The organism is Synechococcus sp. F70.1 (assembly GCF_047502745.1).
GTDB lineage: Bacteria > Cyanobacteriota > Cyanobacteriia > Thermostichales > Thermostichaceae > Thermostichus.
The window spans coordinates 75,990-97,517 of the sequence record NZ_JANSJL010000043.1 but is presented as its reverse complement, the minus strand read 5'-3'; the positions used below and the strand labels follow the sequence as shown (position 1 = coordinate 97,517).

At 59.4% G+C, this 21,528-nt stretch carries 23 protein-coding genes; 11 read left to right on the top strand and 12 right to left on the bottom strand.

The window, feature by feature from the left end:
• Positions 1–57: 57 nt before the first annotated feature.
• From NW860_RS04120 to NW860_RS04105, 4 genes are all read right to left on the bottom strand, one after another.
• A complete protein-coding gene (locus NW860_RS04120) occupies positions 58–582 on the bottom strand; it encodes a Uma2 family endonuclease (protein WP_414512622.1) in 525 nt (174 codons plus the stop codon).
• A 209-nt stretch (positions 583–791) separates the two neighbouring features.
• The gene (locus NW860_RS04115) at positions 792–1,544 is read right to left on the bottom strand and encodes a GvpL/GvpF family gas vesicle protein (RefSeq protein WP_414512563.1); all 753 of its coding nucleotides are present in this window, start codon (positions 1,542–1,544) and stop codon (positions 792–794) included.
• Positions 1,516–2,643 (bottom strand): sugar phosphate nucleotidyltransferase, encoded by a 1,128-nt coding sequence (locus tag NW860_RS04110; protein ID WP_414395220.1) that lies wholly within the window; start codon positions 2,641–2,643, stop codon positions 1,516–1,518. Before NW860_RS04110 ends, NW860_RS04115 begins: the two co-directional genes overlap by 29 nt.
• A 335-nt stretch (positions 2,644–2,978) precedes the next feature.
• Positions 2,979–3,320, bottom strand: coding sequence for a DUF3155 domain-containing protein (locus tag NW860_RS04105; protein WP_414395221.1), 342 nt, complete (start codon positions 3,318–3,320; stop codon positions 2,979–2,981).
• Positions 3,321–3,825: 505 nt separating this feature from the next.
• On the opposite strand from NW860_RS04105, the gene NW860_RS04100 reads away from it, so the two are divergent.
• The 5 genes from NW860_RS04100 to NW860_RS04080 all read left to right on the top strand — a co-directional run bounded on the left by NW860_RS04100 (position 3,826) and on the right by NW860_RS04080 (position 7,888).
• On the top strand, positions 3,826–4,311 hold the full coding sequence (locus NW860_RS04100; protein ID WP_414512560.1) for a DUF4168 domain-containing protein: 486 nt from the start codon (positions 3,826–3,828) through the stop codon (positions 4,309–4,311).
• 6 nt (positions 4,312–4,317) lie between these two features.
• Positions 4,318–4,455, top strand: a complete 138-nt coding sequence (locus tag NW860_RS04095; RefSeq protein WP_414512558.1) for a hypothetical protein — start codon at positions 4,318–4,320, stop codon at positions 4,453–4,455.
• An 86-nt stretch (positions 4,456–4,541) separates the two neighbouring features.
• Complete coding sequence (locus NW860_RS04090) at positions 4,542–5,099, top strand: DUF2062 domain-containing protein (RefSeq protein WP_414512556.1); 558 nt, start codon at positions 4,542–4,544, stop codon at positions 5,097–5,099.
• A gap of 184 nt (positions 5,100–5,283) precedes the next feature.
• On the top strand, positions 5,284–6,069 hold the full coding sequence (gene map, locus NW860_RS04085; RefSeq protein ID WP_414395566.1) for a type I methionyl aminopeptidase: 786 nt from the start codon (positions 5,284–5,286) through the stop codon (positions 6,067–6,069).
• Between the two features lie 7 nt (positions 6,070–6,076).
• Complete coding sequence (locus tag NW860_RS04080) at positions 6,077–7,888, top strand: chloride channel protein (protein ID WP_414512554.1); 1,812 nt, start codon at positions 6,077–6,079, stop codon at positions 7,886–7,888.
• 3 nt (positions 7,889–7,891) lie between these two features.
• Here the strand turns inward: NW860_RS04080 and NW860_RS04075 are convergent, their stop codons facing one another.
• Genes NW860_RS04075 through NW860_RS04060 form a run of 4 tightly spaced genes read right to left on the bottom strand, consistent with a single transcriptional unit; the run spans position 7,892 to position 11,179 of the window.
• The gene (locus NW860_RS04075) at positions 7,892–8,647 is read right to left on the bottom strand and encodes an endonuclease III domain-containing protein (protein ID WP_414512552.1); all 756 of its coding nucleotides are present in this window, start codon (positions 8,645–8,647) and stop codon (positions 7,892–7,894) included.
• Positions 8,648–8,666: 19 nt separating this feature from the next.
• The gene (gene murG / locus NW860_RS04070; protein ID WP_414512550.1) at positions 8,667–9,755 is read right to left on the bottom strand and encodes an undecaprenyldiphospho-muramoylpentapeptide beta-N-acetylglucosaminyltransferase; all 1,089 of its coding nucleotides are present in this window, start codon (positions 9,753–9,755) and stop codon (positions 8,667–8,669) included.
• A 13-nt stretch (positions 9,756–9,768) separates the two neighbouring features.
• Positions 9,769–10,758 (bottom strand): photosynthesis system II assembly factor Ycf48, encoded by a 990-nt coding sequence (locus NW860_RS04065; protein ID WP_414395231.1) that lies wholly within the window; start codon positions 10,756–10,758, stop codon positions 9,769–9,771.
• A 4-nt stretch (positions 10,759–10,762) separates the two neighbouring features.
• Positions 10,763–11,179: a rubredoxin gene (locus tag NW860_RS04060; protein ID WP_414395233.1), complete on the bottom strand. Its 417-nt coding sequence runs from the start codon at positions 11,177–11,179 to the stop codon at positions 10,763–10,765.
• A gap of 195 nt (positions 11,180–11,374) precedes the next feature.
• On the opposite strand from NW860_RS04060, the gene NW860_RS04055 reads away from it, so the two are divergent.
• Together NW860_RS04055 and accC are read left to right on the top strand one after the other, a co-directional pair.
• Positions 11,375–11,785, top strand: coding sequence for an FHA domain-containing protein (locus tag NW860_RS04055; protein ID WP_414395235.1), 411 nt, complete (start codon positions 11,375–11,377; stop codon positions 11,783–11,785).
• A 139-nt stretch (positions 11,786–11,924) separates the two neighbouring features.
• The gene (accC, locus tag NW860_RS04050; RefSeq protein WP_414395237.1) at positions 11,925–13,289 is read left to right on the top strand and encodes an acetyl-CoA carboxylase biotin carboxylase subunit; all 1,365 of its coding nucleotides are present in this window, start codon (positions 11,925–11,927) and stop codon (positions 13,287–13,289) included.
• 14 nt (positions 13,290–13,303) lie between these two features.
• On the opposite strand, the gene dcd is transcribed toward accC, so the two are convergent.
• Complete coding sequence (dcd, locus tag NW860_RS04045) at positions 13,304–13,897, bottom strand: dCTP deaminase (RefSeq protein WP_414395239.1); 594 nt, start codon at positions 13,895–13,897, stop codon at positions 13,304–13,306.
• A 28-nt stretch (positions 13,898–13,925) separates the two neighbouring features.
• A complete protein-coding gene (locus tag NW860_RS04040; protein WP_414512546.1) occupies positions 13,926–14,573 on the bottom strand; it encodes a cob(I)yrinic acid a,c-diamide adenosyltransferase in 648 nt (215 codons plus the stop codon).
• Between the two features lie 518 nt (positions 14,574–15,091).
• Here NW860_RS04040 and NW860_RS04035 point away from each other — a divergent pair.
• Positions 15,092–17,278, top strand: a complete 2,187-nt coding sequence (locus NW860_RS04035; protein WP_414512544.1) for an NAD-binding protein — start codon at positions 15,092–15,094, stop codon at positions 17,276–17,278.
• A gap of 33 nt (positions 17,279–17,311) precedes the next feature.
• Here the strand turns inward: NW860_RS04035 and NW860_RS04030 are convergent, their stop codons facing one another.
• Both NW860_RS04030 and accD read right to left on the bottom strand, forming a co-directional pair.
• Positions 17,312–17,686: an STAS domain-containing protein gene (locus NW860_RS04030; RefSeq protein WP_414512542.1), complete on the bottom strand. Its 375-nt coding sequence runs from the start codon at positions 17,684–17,686 to the stop codon at positions 17,312–17,314.
• Between the two features lie 170 nt (positions 17,687–17,856).
• The gene (gene accD, locus NW860_RS04025; RefSeq protein WP_414405772.1) at positions 17,857–18,801 is read right to left on the bottom strand and encodes an acetyl-CoA carboxylase, carboxyltransferase subunit beta; all 945 of its coding nucleotides are present in this window, start codon (positions 18,799–18,801) and stop codon (positions 17,857–17,859) included.
• A gap of 118 nt (positions 18,802–18,919) precedes the next feature.
• On the opposite strand from accD, the gene NW860_RS04020 reads away from it, so the two are divergent.
• The 3 genes from NW860_RS04020 to NW860_RS04010 all read left to right on the top strand — a co-directional run.
• Positions 18,920–19,792, top strand: coding sequence for a tRNA (5-methylaminomethyl-2-thiouridine)(34)-methyltransferase MnmD (locus NW860_RS04020; protein ID WP_414405773.1), 873 nt, complete (start codon positions 18,920–18,922; stop codon positions 19,790–19,792).
• 96 nt (positions 19,793–19,888) lie between these two features.
• Positions 19,889–20,458: a hemerythrin domain-containing protein gene (locus tag NW860_RS04015; protein ID WP_414512540.1), complete on the top strand. Its 570-nt coding sequence runs from the start codon at positions 19,889–19,891 to the stop codon at positions 20,456–20,458.
• Positions 20,459–20,754: 296 nt separating this feature from the next.
• A partial coding sequence (locus NW860_RS04010) for a hypothetical protein (RefSeq protein ID WP_414512538.1) occupies positions 20,755–21,528 on the top strand: 774 nt, incomplete at its 3' end.

The window sequence follows — 21,528 nt, the reverse complement described above, 5'->3', positions numbered from 1 at the left end:
TCTTTTTCTTGGGGTGGCCATCGCCACCTCTTAATTTTGGGACAATCTAAGGGCAGGCTAGAAAGGCAGCTTCTGGAAGAGCTCGGCAAGCGGCAACTGGAAGCCAGGGATCACCTCCTCCCCATCGAGGGTATCTGCGGACTTTAGCAGGCGATCTGGCTCGTGAGCAGAGCGATAGACCAACACGTAGCGCTGAGTTGGGCTGATGACCCAGACCAAGCGGGCACCGTTCTCGAAATAGTCGGCAATTTTCCCCTCGATTTCCTCTACGGTGTTGCTAGGAGATAGCACTTCAACGGCCAGATCCGGAGCCCCTTCCAAAAAGCCAGTGGGCAGCTCGGCCATCCCTTGTAAGCGTTCCCTGGCAAAGAAGGAAATATCGGGCGATCGCAGATTTCCACTCTTCATCCTGAAAGCGGTGCTGGAATCGAACAGAGCGCCTAGCTTCTTGTCCTTGACAACTGCAAAAAGAGCTGAACTTAGAGTGATAGTAAGATTTCCATGCAGTGCCCCTGCACTTCCCATGTCTACCAGTTTTCCATTGACAACCTCATAGCGGTGCCCATCTTTAGGCAGCGCCATGAGTTCCTCATCAGCCCAAATCTTTTTTTCCTGTTGGACTTCTTTTTTGGCTTCGGTTACTGCGGCCATCGAAAGACTCCTTGGGAGTGATCACTCTGGGCAACGATGTTGAATAGCCTTCCCCAGATGCCGATATGAATCTGGCCTGAAATGGCTCCGCCCTAAGTTGCAAGCCCATGTTATCAATCCTGGGGAGGAATACAAGCCGGTCAAAGCTTGACGAAATGGTAGGGAGCAGTGAAATTGTTGTAGCGGATGCGCAGCCGTCCCTGAAAAGCTTGATCCAGCTCCTCCACTTTTTGGGCAAAAGCCGGCTCATCTTCCCAGTTAATGAGAAAAGCGCTGTTGTAGGCCATGTTCTCGGTAAGCAGCTTTCCTTCCACACAATCGCTGGCAAGGGGAGCAAGGGCAGCCGTGAAGGTGTGGGCAATATGCTGGCGTCGCTGCTCCAAAAGTTGCTCCAAAGCCCGTCCCATTTCCACGACGGCCTCCAGTCCCAGCGGAGTGCCAGCCAGCTCGTCGCGGCGGGCTTTCAGGGCGGGGTTTTCTTCTAACCCCAACTGGAGCTCTCGCTCGGGATCCCAGAAGACTTTTACCCCCACCTCCCGCTTGCCCTCTAGGCGCTGCAGCAAGGCCAAGAGCTCGGCCAGGCGTGGCTTGACCAGATCCTGCTCCACCTGATCCCAACTGCTCACTACTAGGCCAAACTGCAGTGGCAGTAGGGTGCGATGGCCCTCATTCATGACGCTTTCCAAAACGGCCTCATGAGCCAGCAGGTTGGCCCGGCTAGCCAGGTAACGCTCCTGGCAGGTTTGGGAATAGAGGAAGGCCAGGGATCCGAGCACGTGAACCCGCACCGGCTGCTTGTCCAAGCCGACTACATTCAGGTGGCGCGGGCCAGGGGCAGCGACGATCCCGTAGAGGTAGAGGGCGCTAGCGGGGTTGAGACTTGCCGTTGCCATGGCTGCGAGCATCTCCAATGAGCCAGGTAAGATTGGACTCCTCCGTGTCGATGGCATTGCCATCGGAGGAAATGCAGTAGCGGCCCATCACCATCTGGTGGCGCAGGGTTACCCCTGCAGCAATTTGGGTGTAGTTGAAGATGAGGCTGGCATCCAGCGTACACCCCTCGTTTAAGACACAGCCGTAGCCAATGGCCGTGGGGCCGATGAGCTTTACCCCGTCTGCCAGGTAGGTGCTGGCCCCGATGTAGACTGGCGGCTCGATGTGGATGCGATCCCAGTTGGCACGGATGTTGATCCCTGTCCAGACGCCGGGCCGAATCTGGATCCCCGGTACCTTGACGCCCTTGATCTCCCCGCGCAGCACCTTTTGCACAGCCAGCCAGTAATCGTGGGTACGGCCAATGTCCACCCATTGGAAGTCAGCCTTGACGCCGTAGAAGGGAGCGCCGACTTTGACCAAAGTAGGGAAGAGATCGCCGCCAATGTCGTAGGGACGGCCAGGGGGAATATAGTCAAACACCTCTGGCTCAAAAACATAGATGCCCGTGTTGATGGTGTTGCTAAGGGCCTCTTCTCGCCTTGGCTTTTCCTGGAAAGCCGTAACCCGACCCGTTTCATCAGTAACCACCACCCCATAGCTGGAGACCTGGCTGGGATCCACCTCCCGCAGCACTACCGTGGCCAGCGCCCCCTTAGACTTGTGGAAGTTGACCACCTCGGTCAGGTTGAGGTCAATCAAGGCATCGCCGCAGAGCACCACGAAGGTGCTGTCGAAAAAGCCGGAGAAATCCTGGATCTTGCGCATACCGCCAGCAGATCCCAGGGGCTCGGCCACCGGCTGGCCGTTCTCAAAATGGCCCTCGAAGGAAAAGCCAATGTGTACCCCCCACTGCTGGCCATCCCGGAAGTAGTCCTCAATTTGGTGGGCGAGGTGGCTAGTGTTGATCATGATCTGGTCAAAGCCATGTTCCCGCAGCAGCTCCACCAAAAACTCCATGACAGGCTTGTGCAAAATGGGAATCATCGGCTTCGGCATCATGTAGGTAATGGGCCGTACCCGCGTTCCCTTGCCGGCTGCCAGGATCATGGCTTTCATGCCTTTGTCCCTCCTCCGGGTTCCCGTGTTCTGACTTTACCATCCCAGGATTGGCTTTTAGGTGAGAGGCGAGACTAGCCCTCTAGCTCCTATTCTCACAATGAGACGGCGCTCCAGCTCAAGGTTGTCAGCTCTGCCGAGCAGCCCCACTGTAGCCGCCCAGATCTTCAAAGTTAGTTGGGCAAAGGTCTACTGCTAGCTCAATCAAGAAAACACTTGGCTGCCCTGCCGCAAAAAAGGTTAACGCTGCAGAACCTTGAGAGCTTGCCAGGCCAGGAACAGAAGGGATCTGAAAAACAAACCCCCCAAAAGGGGGATCTCAGCTTCTAGAGAGGCTACTGAGGGGCAGCGGCTAGAGCTTTAGAAGACTTCCTCTCTGGTTTCTCCGCTGCAACTTTTGCTAAGAGAGAGCGCAAGCTGGGAAAAAGAAAGTGATTTTCTTCAACGTACTGGGCACCAAATAGTCCTTTCTCTGCCCAAAAGAAGCGGTCAATGGTATGTTCATTTCGTCGAACCAAGATAAGCGCTGGCGGCTGAATAGAGTTTTCCTGAATGTACCTTCGAGCCGCAGTAACAGACTTTTCTTCACCACTGTCTAGCTTATATTGAGGAACAAGATCTAAAATTTTGCGCCCTTCCAAGCGGCGGCGGCTCTTACGCTTTCTTTTCCTGACCAATGTAAGCCTCCCACAGAAGGATTACGAAACAGTCGCAAAGAATATATCAAGATTGCTTAAGAAAATCAATAGTCCTCGCCGTTTTTTGTCGTCATCTTTTGCAGAAGCAAAAAGCTTGCACTAAGAAGTCCTGTACAGCAACCTACCTTCATTGCTGCCCAAGAGCCCTAAGAGGAAGGCTCCTCCCAAAATTAAGCCTCACCTCAATGCAAAGAACAACCCCAGCAGAGCAAATAGCCAAGCCCCACTATGGGCAACTCCCCAGGTCAGAAGGGGAGCAGCTGACTGTGGACCGGCAAACCTAGCTTCGCCGAAAGGAGTAATCCTTGGCGGACTTCCTCACGATTCTACAACCAATCCCCTACTTTATACAAGATACTAGTCCAGGTCTCCTGCCTTGCGCTAAACCCTTAGTGCAGAGACCAAACCTCCTGCTACCCTGTCTCCAGGCAGGACTGTGCCAGTAGGGTTTCGGGCTGTCTTTAGTTACTAAGGAATTTTGGCCATGAGGAAATTGACGTTTCTAGTGGGTTTGGGACTCAGCTTTGGTGCCCTGACCGTTTGGGCCCAGGGATCCAAAGGCTCTACCCCGATCCCCAGTCCTACTGCAACAGCTACCCCGGCTAGAGGAGCGGCTCCCAGCCCGCAGGTTTCTCCCTCTTTGACTGCAGCTCAGGTCACCGACGCGCAGGTGGAGCAGTTGGCGCGCATTTTGTTGGAGCTGGATCCTCTAATTCGCGAAGCTAGCGCCCAGCTGCGAGAAACCCAAAGCGAAGCTGAGTATGAGAAGATTATGCAGCGTACTGAGGCCCAGGCCAGCCGCATTGTCGAGAAGCAGGGGCTGACGGTGGCCAAATACCGTGAGCTGATGACCTTGGCCAACGAGGATCCCATCCTAAATCAGCGAGTGCGGGTGCGCCTGCAAGAGCTCCTCCAACAAAAAAGATCCTCAGCTTCCCCCCAAGCAGCTACACCAACCCCTACACCTTAAGCTGACATGACCCCTCCGCCTGAAAAGCCTAACTTGGGATCCCTGCGAGCTGCGTTGAACCTTGCCCTGTTTCTCTTTTTGTTGGCGCTGGTTTCCTACTTAAGCCTTAACTTCCTCCTGGCTTTGGTGAGCAAGCTCAGCTAGCAGACTCTCCAAGAGCCTTTTGTCTTGGGCACTGGGAAAGATACACTGGATTTGCAGGGCTTAACACCTTTTCTCAGTGACTGTCCATGAGCCCCCCTTTTTGGTTTGCCAGTTCAGGGGGATCCGCCATGCCCTATCTGGAATCTCCCCCTAGGCTGACTTTGCCCCGCCAAGAGGCGGGCTGGAGGCGCTGGTTGCGCTACCTGTATTTGCGCCTGCTGCGGATGCAATCTTCTCCCGAAGAAATTGCCCGGGGCCTGGCGGCAGGGGTCTTTGCCGGTTGTTTTCCCATCTTCGGCTTCCAAACCCTAGCTGCCCTGCTGCTGGCAGTTCCCCTGCGGGGCAACAAGCTGGTAGCGGCTGCAGGAACCTGGGTGAGCAACCCTCTTACCTATGTGCCCATCTATGCGTTTAACTACCGGGTTGGGCAATGGCTACTGGGATCCACGACGGCCTTTGCCCCTGCGGAACTGGCGGCACCCCAAAACTGGATGCAGTGGGGCCTGGAGGTGTCGGGCACGCTTTTTGTTGGCTGCACCTTTGTTGGGTTTTGGGGAGCTTTGGCCAGCTATTTTCTTGGGCTGTGGCTGGTACGCCGGATCCGCCAGCGGCGGAGAATAAGCCGATGGGGGCAGAGTCTGTGAGGGGCTAGAAGGCGGCCAAAATGCTAAGTCAGGCAGAGATCCCTGCCTGTCCCAGCCTAGGAATTGAGGGAGTGTTAGAGAAGGGAAGGGTTTGACGATGGAAGATATGCGGTCGCTGTTAACCAACCTGGGCCGCCGCTCTCAGCGCTGGAGGCAACAGTTGGGATCTGCCCTCCAGACAGGCATGAGCCAGCTTGCCCAAGCTGCACAGCCAATTGTATTGCTCTCGCCGCGGGAGCTGGAGAAGATGCGGCGGGCCTGCCGCCTGGCGGCGGATTTGCTCAAGCACCTGGAGCCGATGGTGCAGCCGGGAGTAACCACGCAAGAGCTCAACGACGAGGCCGAGCGCTGGACGCGGGCCCAGGGTGCTAGAAGCGCCCCACTGGGCTACCACGGCTTTCCCAAGTCCATCTGCACCAGTGTCAACCACGTTGTCTGCCACGGCATTCCTAGCCCCAAGCAAATCCTGCGCGAAGGGGACATTATTAATATCGACGTCACTCCCGTTTTGGATGGCTACCACGGCGATGCCTCCAAAACCTTCTTTGTGGGCAAGCCCTCCGAGCGAGCCCGGCGCCTGGTGGAGGTGGCCGAAGAATGCCTGCGGCGGGGCATTGCTGCGGTAAGACCCGGGGGCCGCGTGGGGGACATTGGAGCAGCCATCCAGGAGTACGCCGAGTCCCAGGGCTACAGCGTGGTGCGGGACTTTGTCGGCCACGGGGTGGGACGGCAGTTCCACACCGCCCCCCAGATCCCTCACTACGGCGAGCGAGGAAAGGGGGAAAAGCTCCGCCCGGGCATGGTGTTTACCATTGAGCCAATGATCAACGAGGGCACTTGGGAGGTGAGGGTGCTCTCCGACGGGTGGACAGTGGTGACGGCAGACGGCAAGCTTTCTGCCCAGTTTGAGCATACTGTTGCTGTCACTGAAACCGGCGTGGAGATCCTGACGTTGCCTTCCTCCAGTTAGGCTCCCTATGAGTGCGGATCCCCGCCTGCGCCTCTCCTCTGAGAATCTGGTGCTGCTGTTGGCAGCAGCCGTCGGCCTGGGCACGGGCCTAGGGGTGGTTGGGTTTCGCTATTTGATTGGCTGGTGTCGCCATCTCTTCCAAGAGCTTCTGCTCGGCAACCTTGCCAAGGCTGTCCAACCCTATGGCCTGGAGCAGTTGGGATCCTGGGTGCCGGCTTTGGCACCGCTCTTGGGAGGCCTCTTGATTGGCGTGCTGAAGGTGGCTCTGCCTCTTCCCAACTTCAGCCTCTCCAGCTTGGTAAGTCCTAGCCGAGCCTTCCTCCCTCGGCCAAGCTGGATCCCTCTTAAGCTAGTGGCCGCTGCCATCTCCTTGGGGGCGGGAGCCTCTCTGGGTCCGGAGGCTCCTAGTGTGGAAAGCGGCGCCCTGCTGGGATCCCTGGTAGGGCAGAACCTCCGTCTTGCGCGGGAGCGGGTGCAGCTATTGATGGCTGCCGGGGCGGCAGCGGGCTTGGCGGCGGGGTTTAACGCACCGATTGCAGGGGTGTTCTTGGCTTTGGAGCTGGCCCTGGCCCGCTCTTTTACCACCTCCGCGGTCAGCGTGGTGGTCCTGGCGGCAGTGGTCTCCGCTCTAATTGCTCAAGTGGGGCTAGGGGCGCAGCCGGCCTTCCTGCTGCCAACCATTACGCAGCCGGCTTTTGTCTTGCCTGCCTACGAGCTTCACAGTCTGCTGGAGGTGCCGCTTTATTTGGGCTTGGGCTTTTTGGCCAGCTTGGTCTCCCTGGCCTTTAGCTATGCCCTGGAGGGGGGCAAGCAGCTATTTAGCCGCATGGCGGCCTGGCCAACCTGGAGCAAGCCTATTCTGGGCGGTGCCATCCTCGGCGGTGTTGGCCTCTGGATCCCGTTAGCGCTGGGGGTGGGCTACGAGACCATTGAGTCGATCTTGCAAGGGGTGCCCTTTTCCCTTGGCCAGTTGGGCTTGCTGTTGCTGGGCAAGGTATTCCTCAGCGCGGTGAGCTTGGGCAGCGGCTTTGTCGGGGGCACCTTTGCCCCGGCTCTGTTCCTGGGGGCGGTGTTGGGAGCAGGCTATGGCCAGGTGGTGGGACGGGTCTTGCCTGCTTTTGCCCTCTCTCCCCCTGCCGCCTACGCCATGGTGGGCATGGGGGCGGTACTGGCAGCCAGCGTGCGGGCTCCCCTGACGGCAATTCTGCTGCTGTTTGAGATGACGCGGGACTACCACATTGCCCTGCCGGTGATGGCGGCGGTGGGCTTGAGCATTTGGCTAACGGAGCATTTGCACCCGCCAGTTGTTTACCCTTCCGCCCGCCGCAGGCAGGAGCCCAAGGGCCTAACAGTTCAAGAGGTCATGGTGCCTCCTTCTCTGCTGCTGCAACAGGATACGCCTCTGCGAGAGGCCCTGGAGCGTTTGCTGCAGCAAAAGTGCCACAGCGCTTTGGTGGTGGACAGGCAAGATCGGCTGCGGGGCATCCTCACCCTGGAAGACCTCGAGCGGGCCTTAGCCCACAGGGGAGCCGGGGAAGTGGCCGAACTGACGGTAGAGCAAGTCAGCCAGTCGCCTGTGCTCACCACTTTCCCCGACGAGGCGGTGGCGGTGGCTGCCGAGCCAATGTACGAGTACGATCTGCGCCAGTTGCCGGTAGTCTCGCGGGAGGATCCGGAGCATGTGGTTGGCCTCCTGGATCGGGAGCGGGTGTTGCTCTCCCAAGAGATTGAATCTGTGCGGCAAGTCCTCGAGCCGGAAGTTCCTGCCTCAGAGGGGAGCGAAAACGGGATCCCTTCTTCCCCTAGGCCGGCAGAGTAGGGATCAGCGCTGCTGCAGCAGGGCGGAGGGGCATTCGTGGTGCAGGGGGCAGCGACCGCAGTCGGGCAGGCGGGCCTTACAGAGGCGTTTGCCCAGCCGGATGAGGTTGACGTGTAGGGAATAAGCCTTGCTTGCCGGGATCCGCGGCAACAGTTGGGCAAAGGTGTCGTCGGGATGTCTGGCCCGCACCAAGCCAAGACGGTTGGCCACCCGATGCACATGGGTATCCACCGGGCAGAGATCCCGGCCCAGGCCAAACAACGGCACACAGGCGGCTGTCTTCAGTCCCACCCCCTTCAGGGAGAGGAGATAGGCCAGAGCGTCCGCGTCGTCGAGATCCCGCAAAAAGTCGAGGCTCAGGGATCCCTGGCGCTGGACAATGGCAGCCAGAATCTCCCGAATGCGGGCTGCTTTGAGTTGGGCCAGGCCGCCAGGACGGATCACCTGGGCCACCTCGGCCGGGTCGGCAGCCAAGACAGCTTCCCAGGAGGGAAAAGCGGCTTTGAGGGCGCGAAAGGCGCGGCTGCTGTTGTGGTCGGTGGTGTTTTGGGAGAGGATTGTGCCCACCAATTCGTCCAAGAGGTCGGGATAGAGAGGCAGGCCGTCGGGGCTGCAAGGACGTTGGGGGACGCCAAAGCACTGTTCCAGGCGCGCCAACAGCAATTCCACCGCGATGGTGTTGGGAGGACGAGGCTCCAGCCGGGCTGAGGTGTCGACGGCTGCGGCAAAAGGGTCCCGATCCCATCTCGGCTGTACCACGGCTGGCCTCCTGGGGAAGTTAACGGGCGGAAGCTCGGCAGATCTCCTGAAGCAGGCCGGCAACTGCCTTGCTGGCAGGGGGAGGAGCTGTCGCCTTCAAGTTAGCGGCCATTTGGGCAACCACCTGGGGCTGATCCAACCAGCTTAGCGCCGTTTGCCGCAGCAAGTCCAAATTCTCTTCAGACTCTCGCAGGACCACTCCTCCACCCCGCTCCACAAAAGCCAGGGCGTTGTGATACTGATGGTCTTCGGCGGCAAACGGATAGGGGATCAAGATGGCGGGGGTGGCGGTGGCCCACAACTCTGCCAGGCTGAGGGCGCCAGCTCGGCTGATGGCAAAAGTGGCCCGCTGCAGCAGAGCGGCCACATCGGTGCGAAAAGGAAAAGCGCGGTAGCGGGGGTGGGAAGGGATCCCGACCTCACTGCCGCCGGTCAAATGCACAATCCAGGCCCCTGCCTCCAACCAGGCCGGGGCACAGGCGGCCACCAGGCGGTTCAGGCCCTGCGCTCCCTGGCTCCCCCCCATCACCACAATCAAAGGATCCCCCTCTGGAATGGGCAGATCTGCAGGCAAGGGCTGAGGCTGATAGAACTCTGGCCGCACCGGCGTGCCCACCACCCGGGTAGCTACTCCTGGCAAATGCTCCGCCGCTTCCGCCAGGCCCAAGGCTACTACCTGGCAAAACCTTCCCAGCCAGCGGGTTACCTTGCCCGGGATACGGTTGGACTCGTGCAGCAGCACCGGCACCCCCAGCGAGCGAGCTGCCAAGATGGCCGGGGCAGCGATGTAGCCACCGGTGGTCAACACAGCGTCAAACCGTCCCTCCCGGAGGATCTGCTGCACCTGCCGCGTTGCTCGGGCCAACTGGATTAGGGAGCCCAGCTTTTGCAAAGGGGATCCCTGCCAGCCCCACATGGTGACCCGATGCAGCGGGTAGCACTCTGGCACCAGTTTCTCCTCCAGCCGCTGCGGCACTCCCAGCCATTCGATCTGCCAGGTGGGCAACTGCTCAGCAACAGCTAGGGCTGGAAAGATGTGACCTCCGGTGCCACTGGCCGCCACCAGCAGCCGCGGTGGGGAAGCGGGATCCCTGCTGGTTCTCTTCACCCTTGCCCTGGAATCAAGAGCTGCCGTAGCCGACGTAGCGCAGCAGCGTGCCTCGCTGCCCCAGGATAAACCCTCGGTCGGGGCCGAAAAACTCGATGCTGTAGAAGTTGGCGGGAATGCTGCTCAACTTTTTGGCCTCCTCCCAGGTCTTGCCGCCATCAGGGCTGTGGATCAGCGTGCCGCCGCCCCCCACCACCCAGAGGTCGTGGTCGTTTTGGTAGGCTGCATCGAGATAGCCAAAGCTAAGGGCTCGCCCAGGTCGCAGAGGCTTAGACCATTTGCCAGAGGTAAAGTCGTCGGTAAAGGCAATCTCTGCCCCCTGATTCAGTTTCCAGGCACTGCCGTTGGGGCCAAAGCCCATGTTCTGGATGCGGCGAGAGCTCTCCCGCAGATAGGGCTTCCAAGCTTGGGTTGCAGGCGTGTACAAAAAGTAGAAGCTGCCGCGCGAGGAAACGGCTAGGTACTCCCCTCCAGGACCGCGGGCAATGTTTTTGATTGCCCCAATCGGCTCTTCCACCTGGGCGTGCCAGGTCTGCCCCCCATCTTCTGTGCGGTAGATGGCTCCCACATTGGTTACCATTTCGGCAGCGCCAGGGCCGAGGGCGTGGATCAAGAGGGGCTCTCCTGGCAGTTGCTTGCTAAGGCGAATCAACGTCCAGTCCGCTCCCTCATTCAAGGTGTGCAGCAGGATCTTCGGCTGCCCCACTACCCACCCTTCTGCCCCGGCAAAGCTAATCGATCTCAAGTAAGCCTCGGGCTCTAGAGCCGACAACTGGCGCACTTGCCAGTGCAGACCGCCATCCTGGGACTCCAGCAGGGTCGCCTTGTCGCCCACCAGCCAGCCATGAGAAGGGTTAGTGCCGGTGAAGGCAATATCCAGCAGGATGTTCTGCGTGGGCACCTCCACCTGTTCCCAGGGCACCACCTTCATCTCTGGCATTCCCGCTGCCATCAGCAGGAGCGAGAAGGCAGCCAACAGCACTAGCCTCAGGAGCTTCACCATTTTGTTACTCGACGAAATAAAAACTCATTAAAAACAGAAACCCCAGCGCCAACCCCAGGAAGATGAGGAGGTTTTTTTGCGCAGGGGTCATCACGTTAACCCCAAAACCGTAGCGCAGGTTTTCCTGAAAGCCGGAAGGCTTGCCCTTGGCGCCCACCGCTTGGAACAGGCGCTTATCGGCTCGGCACACCGGACATCTCCAGGTAGGGGGCAGCTCCTCGAAGGGCACGCCTGCCGGGATGCGATTGAGCTGATCCCCCTGGGTTGGCTCGTAGACATAGCCACAAGCGCGGCATTCGTACCGCTGCAGGCTCTGGGGATCGCCAAGCTGAGCCTCGGTTTCATCCTCCGGCAGCTCGATTAGCTTGGGTGCCTTGGTGGCTTTGGACGGGTCGACAAGAGGCGAGTGGGCGCCATTCATGGAGCGATTGAGGAAGGGTCTGCGTTGCTCGATCCTATTATGAGAGGATCTGTTACAAAAATCTACTTGCTTTCTCCGCAATGCTTTTGTACACGTCTAGCCCGCTTGGGAGCTGGCGTTGCCCCCCAACCGGTCAGGGGATCCTAGCCGGGGATCCCGTGCTACGTTTCGTGTTATGCCAGTGGTTGTTCCCCCATGACTCCGTCCCCTCGTCAACTTACTCTCAATCACCTGCTCATCGTCAAAGATCGCCAAGGGCCTAAGGCTTACTGGCTGACAGCTGAGCTCTATTCCCTGGGGCGGGATCCAAGCAACAGCATTCGCATCGACTCCCAGTACGTCTCCCGCCACCACGCCCTTTTGGTGAAGACTGAATCTCCCACCTCTCCCGACGGGTTTACCTACCAAATCATCGATGGAGACATCCACGGCAACCCCAGCACCAACGGCCTCTACGTTCGGGGGGAGCGGGTAGAGTTTCGAGAGCTCGAAGATGGAGACGAAATCCAGTTGGGCAGCGACGCCACCGCCACCTATTTGCGGCAGGCTTGCGATCTGGACAGGATTCTCTCCACCTTTGAAAATACCCAGATCGTCGGCCTGTGAGATGGAACGCCTGGCAGGGCAGCAACCTCCCAATGGGTAAGGTAAGTAGGGGGGCGCAAGAACCTCTTGCCCGGCGTCGTTCTGGGGTACGTTAGCATCGTGGTATTCGTCGGCTTGAGGCTGCTGGCTTTCAGGGTTTATGCCGCCCATCACCAAGATCCTGATTGCCAACCGGGGCGAGATTGCTCTGCGCATTATCCGCACCTGTCAGGAAATGGGGATCCGCACAGTGGCTGTCTACTCCACTGCGGATCAGAACTCGCTCCATGTCCAACTGGCGGATGAGGCAGTCTGTGTCGGGGAAGCCCCTGTGGCCAAAAGTTACCTCAACATCCCCAACATCATCTCGGCAGCCCTTACCCGCGGGGCCAATGCCATTCACCCGGGCTACGGCTTCTTGGCGGAGAATGCCAAGTTTGCCGAGATGTGTGCCGACCACAACCTAATTTTCATTGGCCCTTCCCCAGAGGCCATGCGCAAGATGGGTGACAAGGCTACCGCGCGGGAGACCATGCAAGCGGTGGGGGTGCCGACTGTGCCGGGCAGCCGCGGGTTGATCACCTCTGAAGAGGAGGCGCTGCGGCTAGCTGAGAAAATCGGCTACCCCGTGATCCTCAAAGCCACGGCCGGCGGTGGGGGGCGGGGTATGCGGGTGGCCCGAGATCCCCAAGAATTGCGGAAGATGATGCGCACCGCCCAGGGGGAGGCGCAGGCTGCCTTTGGCAATGGGGGCATCTATTTGGAGAAATACCTCGAGCGCCCCCGCCACGTGGAGTTTCAGATTTTGGCTGACAGCCATGGCAATGTGGTGCACCTCTACGAACGGGATTGTTCTATCCAGCGGCGGCACCAAAAGCTGTTGGAAGAGGCCCCTAGCCCTGCTCTAACGCCGAGCTTGCGTGCTCGCATGGGGGCCGCGGCTGTGAAAGCAGCCAAGGCGGTGAACTACGTGGGGGCGGGCACAGTGGAGTTTTTGCTGGACAAAAACGGCCAGTTCTACTTCATCGAGATGAACACCCGCATCCAGGTAGAGCACCCCGTAACCGAGATGGTGACGGGACTAGATCTCATTGCCGAGCAAATTCGCATTGCCCAAGGTCAGCCCCTCACCTTTCGCCAGAAGGATGTGCAACTGCGAGGCCATGCCATTGAGTGCCGCATCAATGCCGAGGATCCCAAGCAACAGTTTCGCCCTTGCACGGGCACCATCACTGCCTACTTGCCCCCCGGTGGGCCAGGGGTGCGCATGGACTCCCACATCTACACCGACTACACCATTCCCCCTTACTACGACTCGCTATTGGGCAAGTTGATTGTCTGGGGGCCCAACCGGTCAGCGGCCATCCGCCGCATGCAGCGGGCTTTGGGAGAGTGCGCCATCACGGGCGTGCCCACCACGATCCCTTTTCACCAGCAGATCCTGCGCCACGAGGCTTTTTTGCGGGGTGAGGTGCATACGGATTTCATTGCCCAACACCTGCTAGGCAGCCAGTCTGAACGATAGACTGGGGCAGATAGCTAAACCCTAGCCACCACCACCCGCTGCGGCTGATCCTGGTACTTGCCTTGGCGGTCGGCATAGGTAATTTGACAGGGATCCCCCTCAAAAAACAGCAGCTGCACCACTCCTTCGTTGGCATACACCCGGCAGTCAGCGCTAGAGGCGTTGGAAAACTCTAGCGTCAGGTAGCCGCGCCACCCCGCTTCCGCTGGAGTCAGGTTGGCAATTAGCCCCACCCGGGCGTAGGAAGACTTGCCGATGCAGAGGACAGTGATGTTGTCGGGCACCTGCAGCCGCTCGAGAGACACCCCCAACCCGTAGGAATGGGCAGGGATGATGAAGTAGTCCCCCATCTCGTCGTGGTGAAGCTCCACCGGTTCGAGGTTCTTGGGGTTAAACCGCTTGGGATCTACCACAGTACCGGGCACATGGCGAAAGATCTTAAACTCCACGGGGGAAAGACGAATGTCGTAGCCATAGGAGGAAAGCCCATAGCTCAAAACAGGCCGCATTTGTCCATTCCACTCCACGGCCCGCACCAATTCGGGGCAAAACGGCTCAATCATCCCCCGCTGCGCTTGCTCACGGATCCAGCGGTCGCTCTTTAGCATGGCTAGATGACGGCAAGACCAGAAGGTGCTAGGGACTACTGACTTGCGAGGGATCCCGGCGCCTGCCCAGAGCCCGCGAGGACTCCTGCCGGGGGCGTAGCTGGGTGATGAGATCAGCGCGTTCTAGAAGGGAAGCCGGCATTTCGGGCCCGGTGATGATCATATCCATCCAGACTGGCCGCTGATCGACCAAATCCAGCACCTGTTCTTCCGGGATCAAGCCCAGCTTGATGGCCAAGCTCAGCTCATCCAGCACCACCAAGCCATACCGGCCACTCCTAACGGCCTCCTGGGTAAATTGCCACAACTCGTCTAGAGCTACGCGCTCCTCTGGCTCCAGATGCGGCGTATCAATGCAGCGGTGTAGACGGCAGCGAACCCACTCCAGGGAACTGCCCAGCAAAACCCGGTTCTCCGGCCCTTGCTTAATCCCGCCTTTGAGGAATTGCACAATCAACACCCGCGTTCCCTGACCAGCCAAGCGCAGGGCCTGGACCATCACAGGAGTGAACATGCCCCGGCCGGGCTGGGTGTAGAGCTGCAGCGATCCCTGGGGGATGAGGTGGGCGGGAAAGGCTCCATACCCTTGGAGAAAAGACTCGCCCCCAGTAGAGCTGGCTTGGGCGGCAGGCTGTTTGACGGGGGCAACAGAAACAGCGTCCTTGGGGGAAGGCATAGGGCTGAGGGAGGCAGTGCGAACCACCGTTTTACCTTGGGAGTGGGCTAAAGGACAAGACCCTACAGCGGCGGAACTACGGGTTAGAAGCGCCATTTATAACCCGCACCAAAGCTCCGCTACCCCTTGCCGAGGTAGCAACGGCCGCTAGGCTGCAGAGCCTAGAAGTGGACCAAGTGTCGGCTACAGATTCCATGAAACACCCCCTACAGCTCTCCTTGGACGTTCTCCCCAGCTCTAGAGGATAGAGATTTTTTCACGGCTTGTAGCGGCTAGGTTTCTACTCGCTGGGGGGCTACACAGCGCCAGATATACCACGAGACGAGCCTGTGGGGGACGCCATGCCCTAATCCCCCTCGCGGCAGCGGCGCAGAGCACTTGCCATGAATGCCGGGGCTTGCGCTGCCTTTTTTCTGGTCGGGAGCCGGGACTAGCAGCAGCCCCTTTCCCAAGCTCGGCCAGATAAGAGGGGGATCCTGCCGTCCTGGGTATAAAGGGAGCAGAGCAGGTGACAGGGTATGGCGGACTCCCTTTCCCAAGAGCTGGCTGCGCAACTGCAGGACAATGGCCGCGACCCAGGTGCTTCCATTCTGGTTTGTGGCTACAACGATTTAGCGGAGTTGACGCTCGAGATTCTGGAAGAGTTTGGACAGCGGGCAGTGGTGGTGGCTCCCTGCCTGCCGCCTTCTCGGAAAGGGGAATGGCAATACCTAGAGGGGGATCCCCGGCAGGCGGAGGTGTTGCGCCGGGCTGGGATTGAGCGGATCAAGGTGGCGCTGCTTTTGGAGGACAATGACCAAGCCAACTTCGAGCTGGCCCTCTCGATTCGAGATCTCAACCCGCAGGCGCGCATTGTCTCTCGTCGGTTTAACACTGGCCTTGCCCGCTACCTGGACTCGATTTTGCCGCAGCATTTTTCCCTGTCGGTTGCGGGCTTGGCGGCTCCGGCCTTTGCCCTCAAGGCTGTCTCGGACGAATTTGTCGGCTACTTCGAGCTGCCTCAGCTGGAGGCGCAGCCGGCCACGCTGCCGCCGGAGCTAGCGGATCCGCTTTATTTTGGCGCCCCCCAAGAGACCACCCTCTGGAACGTGGTGGAGCTGACCATTGGCTACAACTCCCGTCTGCTGCACATGCCCCTCTCGGAACTGGAGGAGACCTTCCGGGCGCGGGTGCTGTTTCACTACCCGGTGGACGGGCTGTCCAACTTTTCCGAGTCTCGGATTTTTGATGACTTCGACCACGAAGCAAAGCTGCTGGAAGGGGATCGCATTTTGGTTATCTGTGACCCCCGGGCCTACCTGCAACTGTTGGAGCGCAACGGAAGGCGCGGCTCTTCGCGGGCGCAACGCTGGGCCAGTGGACAGGTGCAAGACAAACGACAACGACGGCGCGGCAAGTCGTTCGGCCGGCTCCTATCTTGGCTGCGCAGAAGCCTGCAAGGACTGCTGCAGGTCAAGCCCATCGTGCGCACCCTCGCCTTCACCTTGGGGGCCATGCTGGTGCTAGGGGTGATCAATTTCAGGGTGATCGGCAAGCCGGTCTTCGACGCTCTGTTGCTAACCATCGTGGTGTTGACGGGGGGGTATGGCGACATCGAGGCTTTTCAGCAGGCGGAGACCCCCCTAGGAGTGAAGGTAGTGGCGGTGGTCATGACCTTGGTGGGGGCTGCTCTGGTGGGGTTGATCTATGGGTTGGTGACCGACAAGTTGGTAAGCAGCCGCTTCGGCTTGGGCCGAGCTGCCCATATGCCCAAAGGGGATCATGGGGTGATCGCGGGGTTGGGACGGCTGAGCTACTTGGTGCTGCAGTTGCTGCGGCAGATGGGCTATGAGGTGGTGGCGGTGGAGCCCGACGCCGACAATCCCCTGCTGGGGGCGGCAGAACGGGAGGGGGCGGTGGTGATCCGGGGCAACTACGCTCTAGCAAGCACCCTGCAACAGGCCCGCATCCAAAGCAGCCGCTGCCTGATCTGCACGACTCCTGACGATCTCACCAACCTCGAGACTGCCCTAACTGCCCACAGCCTACACCCCGGCATCCGCACCATTTTGCGGATTACTGATGCCGAGGTGGCGGCGCGAATGCAGCGGCATCTGCAGGCCCTGGGGATCAGCTACAGCCCCACCGCCCTGGGGGCGCGCGCTTTTGCTACTGCAGCGCTGGCGGGAGCCGTTTACGGCACCTTGACTTGGGAGGGGGAAACGCGGCTGGAGGTCTCGGCCCATGACCCTTACCTGGGGCTATCCTTGCGACAACTGGCCCAGGATTACGACCTGGCGATCCTGCTGCATCACTCCCGACCGGACCGGCCCTGTGTTTTTCCCAAGATCTGGCAGAAAGAGGGGGAGACTGTGTTGAAACGGGGGGATCGCTTGTACGTGATGGGGAGGGTGGGATCCCTGATTCGCCTGGCCCAGGGACGGCCCCTGCCGCCGGAGCTCTATCAAGTGCGGCTCTTGGAATATCGCAACCCCTACTTTGAAGACGAGATTCTCTCCACCTTGGCGTTTTATGCGCGGCTGCCCAAAACGGCCCTGAGGCCACTGTTGCGCTGTCTGCCGGCGGTAGTGAGTCCCCCTCTCCCCCGCGACAAGGCCATTAAGTTGGCCCGCCAGCTTCGCAAAATGAGCACCGAGGTGCAGGTCTTTGCCCACGTGCAGGCCAGCGAGCGGATCCCAAGGTATCGAGGCCGGCTGCATGGCTGAGCCTCAAGCTCAGGGGCATAGAAAAGGTATCGGCTAGGGGTCGGAGGAAGCGGTGGGGAAGTTGGCGATGCCCGTTTCCAGGTCGTCAAAACAGGTCAAGACCTTTTCCATTGAGGTCAGGCGGAGGACAAGGGCGACGCTTTCGGGAACGCAACAGAGGCCGAGATTGCCACCGGCAGCCCGGCACTTGCGCAAGGCTGAGATCAGCACCCCCAGGCCCGAGCTATCCATAAAAGTAACCGCCGACATGTCGATCAACAGGTTGGTGTAGCCAAAATCCAAAACCTGCTGCAGCAACTGCCGGGCTGCGGAAGCGGCCTTGGCATCAAAACGACCCTCCAGGGGCACAATGGCTAGCTTTTGCCCTTGCGGAGTTTCAGCGGTACGGATGCGCAGCTTAAAATTCATCGTTTCCCGTCAAAACCTCATGGCCCACCTTCGCACCCTCGGTTGCAGAAAATCCCGCGAAAACTCCGCTATACAGCTTGCGCTGGAAACTTCTTTTGCAGCCAAAAGGGAAGACGGGAGCTAGCTAGATCTGGCTTCCCCAGTCATCCACCTCTCCAATGGGACTTTATTCAGACTTTGGCCGGATCGAGGGCGTAAGTCGAATCGAACGCGGGAAGGGACCTGGGCAGGCGAGGGCGGTGCATAGCCAGCAACTGGGCCAAGCGCTTGCGCAGCTCAGTCCGCGGCACAATTGCGTCGATAAGCCCGTGAGACAGCAGGTATTCGGCAGTCTGGAAACCCTCTGGGAGCTTGCCCTTGCCGATGGTTTGCTCGATAACATTGGGCCCGGCAAACCCCACCTGGGCACCCGGCTCAGCTAGGATCAAATCCCCCAACATGGCAAAGCTGGCTGTTACTCCCCCGTAGGTGGGATGGGTAAGTACCGAAATAAACAACTGCCCGGCTTCGCGGTGCCTCTGCAGGGCGGCTGCTGTCTTGGCCATCTGCATGAGGCTGAGGATCCCTTCCTGCATGCGGGCTCCCCCCGAGGCCGAGAAAATGATCAGGGGCAGGTGATCGCAGGTGGCCCGTTCGGTAAGGCGGGTGATCTTCTCGCCGACTACCGAGCCCATGCTGCCGCCCATGAAGCGGAAATCCATGACCCCAATGGCCACCCTCCTGCCTTCCAAAGTGCCCAGCCCGGTCAGGACAGCATCCTTGAGCTGGGTGCGCTCTTGGTAAGAGGCCAAACGCTCGCTGTAAGGCTTTTGGTCAAAAAAGTGGAGCGGATCGGTAGGCGCCAGGTGGTCGTCGAGGGGCTGCCAGGAGCCGGGATCCAAAAGCTGTTGCAGCCGCTCTGGGGCGGTAATGCGATAGTGGTAGCCGCAGCTCGGGCAAACCTGCCAGTTCTGCTGCAGATCCTTGGTGTAGGTGAGGGCGTCGCAAGCTGGACACTTCTGCCAGAGGCCGTCGGCAATCTCCCGCACTTGCCGCTCTTTGTCAAAGGGGCTACTGCCAGTTAAGTTAAGGGAAGTCTGCTTGCGCCGCTCGGCAAACCAATCCAGTAGAGACATAGTTCCTCCCCTGCCTGAGGATAGCAAGCGCTGAGATCCTCAGGCCCTGCTGGTAAGCCTTAGAAATTTATCTTAACGTCTTCAAGCCCTTAGGCAATCGCCAAACTGGATAGAGACCATGACTCCAGAGACCCAGTGGCAGGTACTGACCACAGGGGATGGTTCCCTGACTTTTTTCTCTCAGGAGTTCGGGCAGGCTTTCCACAACGTCAGCGGCGCTGCCCAGGAGGCGCTGGAGAAGTTCGTCCGCCCTTGCCGGCTGGATCGGCTGCCCCTGGAGCGGGACCCCAAGGAGCCCATCTGCCTTTTGGATATCTGCTTTGGCCTTGGCTACAACTCCGGCCTGGCCTTGGAGACCATTTGGCAGGTGCGGCCCGACTGCCGCGTGGAAGTCATTGGCCTAGAGCGATCCCCAGAGGTGCCCCGCCAGGCCTGGCAGGTGGGGGTGGGATCCACTTGGAGCTTTAGCCAGGAGTGGCAACACTTTATCGAGAAGGGATCCTGGCAATCACCCCGCTGGCGCGGAACTCTGCTGTGGGGAGATGCCCGCCAAACCCTATTCCAGGTGCCGCGGGGATGGGCGGACGCGGTGTTTTTGGATCCCTTTTCTCCTGCCGTTTGCCCGGAGTTGTGGACGGTGGACTTCTTGCGGGCGGTGGCTGAGCGAATGCGCCCCAGCGGCATCTTGGCCACCTATTCCTGTGCAGCGGCAGTGCGGGCAGCTCTTCTGGAGGCGGGGCTGTTTATCGGCTCTACGCCCCCGCTGGGCCGCCCCTGGCCGGGCACGGTGGCCTCACCTCAGCCAGACTACCTACCGCCTCTCTCGCCTATGGAGTGGGAGCACCTGAAAACCCGCGCCGCTGTGCCCTACCGGGATCCCACCTTGAGGGGAGACAGAGCCCAAATCCGGCTGCAGCGCCAGCGAGAACAGCAAACTTCACCCCTTGAGCCCACTTCTGCTTGGAAACGCCGCTGGCTTGGCCAAACCTAATTCAGGAGGAAAGAGGCGGGAGTCTACTGCCTCGCTTCGTAATCTTGTCTTGATGAAGTAAAGTTACGATAAAGAGAGCGATTTCCTGAGGTAGCCGTGGCTTCCTCCCCCGCTGGCGGTACACTGGTTGGTCTTTGGGCCAATCAGCACCGGGTCATCCTGCAGGCCTTTCTGAACCTGTCCCGAGCTTCTCAGTTGGATCTGGAGCAGCAGCGCCTCTTGGTCCAAAAGTTGCGGCAGCGCCTCTGCCGCCACATTCAATTGGAGCGCCACGCCCTCTACCCCCTGCTTAGGGCGGCTCTAGGGGCGGATCCCGACCGCCTCAGCCAGCTCGATGGGTTGGAGCAGCAGATGCGGGATCAGATCCCGGAGTTGACTTGCTTTTTGCACCAGGCGGAGCGTGACCCGCAGCGGTTGGATCTGGGGGCAGCCCTGCACCTGTACCAGCAATTGCGGGCTCAGTTTATGCAGGAGGAGAAAGTTGTACAGCCGCTCTTTGCCCAACATGTTTCTCTCGAGGCGGAAGAGCAGCAACTGCGCCTGTTCCGCAAACGGCTGCAGGCTAGCGCTACCTTCCAAAGTTCCGCCAACAGCCGTCGCACCAAAATGGAGGAGTGGGAGCGACAAGCGGTAACCCGCCCTGTCTTGTCCCCTGAACGCTGCTAGCCCTCCCAAGACGCAGCGCTGGCCGCTACTCTCTAGCCGACGAGGGCTGCTTCAGTCTTCATCTTGCAGTGGTTGCCGGCTGGGGAGGATTTCTGACCCAGGCAGATTCCTAGGGCCTAAACCCATGTAAGCCTGGAATCCAAAGCTGGCCCGAAGGCAGTGCCATGGAGTTTATCCCGGTGAAGACTGAGGCGAAAACGTTAAAGCAAGATTAATCCCAAGGTGTTTGTAGCAAACAATGCTTTTAAAACAAGGATCGATAAAATAGAGGCAATGCCCCACCTGGAGCCCCCACCATGGATTACTCTCCTTCTCTGGCCCAGCGCTATATGAAACTATGCGAGGCCTACCTTTCCCTTAACGAAGCTTTCGACAAACTGGATCAATCCCACAGCCGCCTGCAGGAGAGCTTCAGGAAACTTCTTGGCACGGCCCAGAAGGCTTTGGTTAAACTGCCCATCTTACAACAGCACATCGAACAGTTACAGCAGTGTGTCGAACAAAGGGATCGCTTGGTCCGTTCCCTGCGAGAAGAACTTCGGGAGAGAGAAGCTCGGCTGGGCGAGCTGATTGCCAACTATGACCAAGTCTGTCACGAGCTGGAGTCCACCAAAGCAGATCTGTTGAGCGCTCAGGCGTTGATTGAAAAACTGGAAGCAGAGAATGCCCAACTTTTGCAACAGTTGAGTCGCCTCACCAGTTTGGAGGAGGAATTGGCAAGCTTGACAGAACGGCTGAACCAAGCAGAGGCAGCCCGCCAAGCGTTGGAGGCCCGCAACCGTGAGCTGGAAGCAGCCCTGGGAGAGCGAGATCGGCAAGTGGATAGCCTGCAAGCGCGGCTGGCGCAATTGGAGCGAGAGAACGCCTCGCTGAAGGCGCAACTGTCGCAGGTGGCTGACCTGCTTACCGAGGACTCGATCAATCTCCTGCAAGAAACCGAGAATGCCGTCAAGGCCGATGAGGAGGTGCTGCCCCTGGTGCTGGCCTCGCTGCCAGAGACTGAGCGCCTTATGCAAGAGGCCGAGCAACTCCTCTCCTCTTGCTCAGAGCTGGCCCAGATGGAGCCGCAG

What these genes read in the sequence shown, in the direction of transcription:
- NW860_RS04120 (WP_414512622.1), bottom strand. Translation starts at nt 582, where the DNA reads ATGGCGCTGCCTAAAGATGGGCACCGCTATGAGGTTGTCAATGGAAAA.
- NW860_RS04115 (WP_414512563.1), bottom strand. Translation starts at nt 1,544, where the DNA reads ATGGCAACGGCAAGTCTCAACCCCGCTAGCGCCCTCTACCTCTACGGG.
- NW860_RS04110 (WP_414395220.1), bottom strand. Translation starts at nt 2,643, where the DNA reads ATGAAAGCCATGATCCTGGCAGCCGGCAAGGGAACGCGGGTACGGCCC.
- NW860_RS04100 (WP_414512560.1), top strand. Translation starts at nt 3,826, where the DNA reads ATGAGGAAATTGACGTTTCTAGTGGGTTTGGGACTCAGCTTTGGTGCC.
- NW860_RS04095 (WP_414512558.1), top strand. Translation starts at nt 4,318, where the DNA reads ATGACCCCTCCGCCTGAAAAGCCTAACTTGGGATCCCTGCGAGCTGCG.
- NW860_RS04090 (WP_414512556.1), top strand. Translation starts at nt 4,542, where the DNA reads ATGAGCCCCCCTTTTTGGTTTGCCAGTTCAGGGGGATCCGCCATGCCC.
- map (WP_414395566.1), top strand. Translation starts at nt 5,284, where the DNA reads ATGAGCCAGCTTGCCCAAGCTGCACAGCCAATTGTATTGCTCTCGCCG.
- NW860_RS04080 (WP_414512554.1), top strand. Translation starts at nt 6,077, where the DNA reads ATGAGTGCGGATCCCCGCCTGCGCCTCTCCTCTGAGAATCTGGTGCTG.
- NW860_RS04065 (WP_414395231.1), bottom strand. Translation starts at nt 10,758, where the DNA reads ATGGTGAAGCTCCTGAGGCTAGTGCTGTTGGCTGCCTTCTCGCTCCTG.
- NW860_RS04060 (WP_414395233.1), bottom strand. Translation starts at nt 11,179, where the DNA reads ATGAATGGCGCCCACTCGCCTCTTGTCGACCCGTCCAAAGCCACCAAG.
- NW860_RS04055 (WP_414395235.1), top strand. Translation starts at nt 11,375, where the DNA reads ATGACTCCGTCCCCTCGTCAACTTACTCTCAATCACCTGCTCATCGTC.
- accC (WP_414395237.1), top strand. Translation starts at nt 11,925, where the DNA reads ATGCCGCCCATCACCAAGATCCTGATTGCCAACCGGGGCGAGATTGCT.
- dcd (WP_414395239.1), bottom strand. Translation starts at nt 13,897, where the DNA reads ATGCTAAAGAGCGACCGCTGGATCCGTGAGCAAGCGCAGCGGGGGATG.
- NW860_RS04040 (WP_414512546.1), bottom strand. Translation starts at nt 14,573, where the DNA reads ATGCCTTCCCCCAAGGACGCTGTTTCTGTTGCCCCCGTCAAACAGCCT.
- NW860_RS04035 (WP_414512544.1), top strand. Translation starts at nt 15,092, where the DNA reads ATGGCGGACTCCCTTTCCCAAGAGCTGGCTGCGCAACTGCAGGACAAT.
- NW860_RS04030 (WP_414512542.1), bottom strand. Translation starts at nt 17,686, where the DNA reads ATGAATTTTAAGCTGCGCATCCGTACCGCTGAAACTCCGCAAGGGCAA.
- accD (WP_414405772.1), bottom strand. Translation starts at nt 18,801, where the DNA reads ATGTCTCTACTGGATTGGTTTGCCGAGCGGCGCAAGCAGACTTCCCTT.
- NW860_RS04020 (WP_414405773.1), top strand. Translation starts at nt 18,920, where the DNA reads ATGACTCCAGAGACCCAGTGGCAGGTACTGACCACAGGGGATGGTTCC.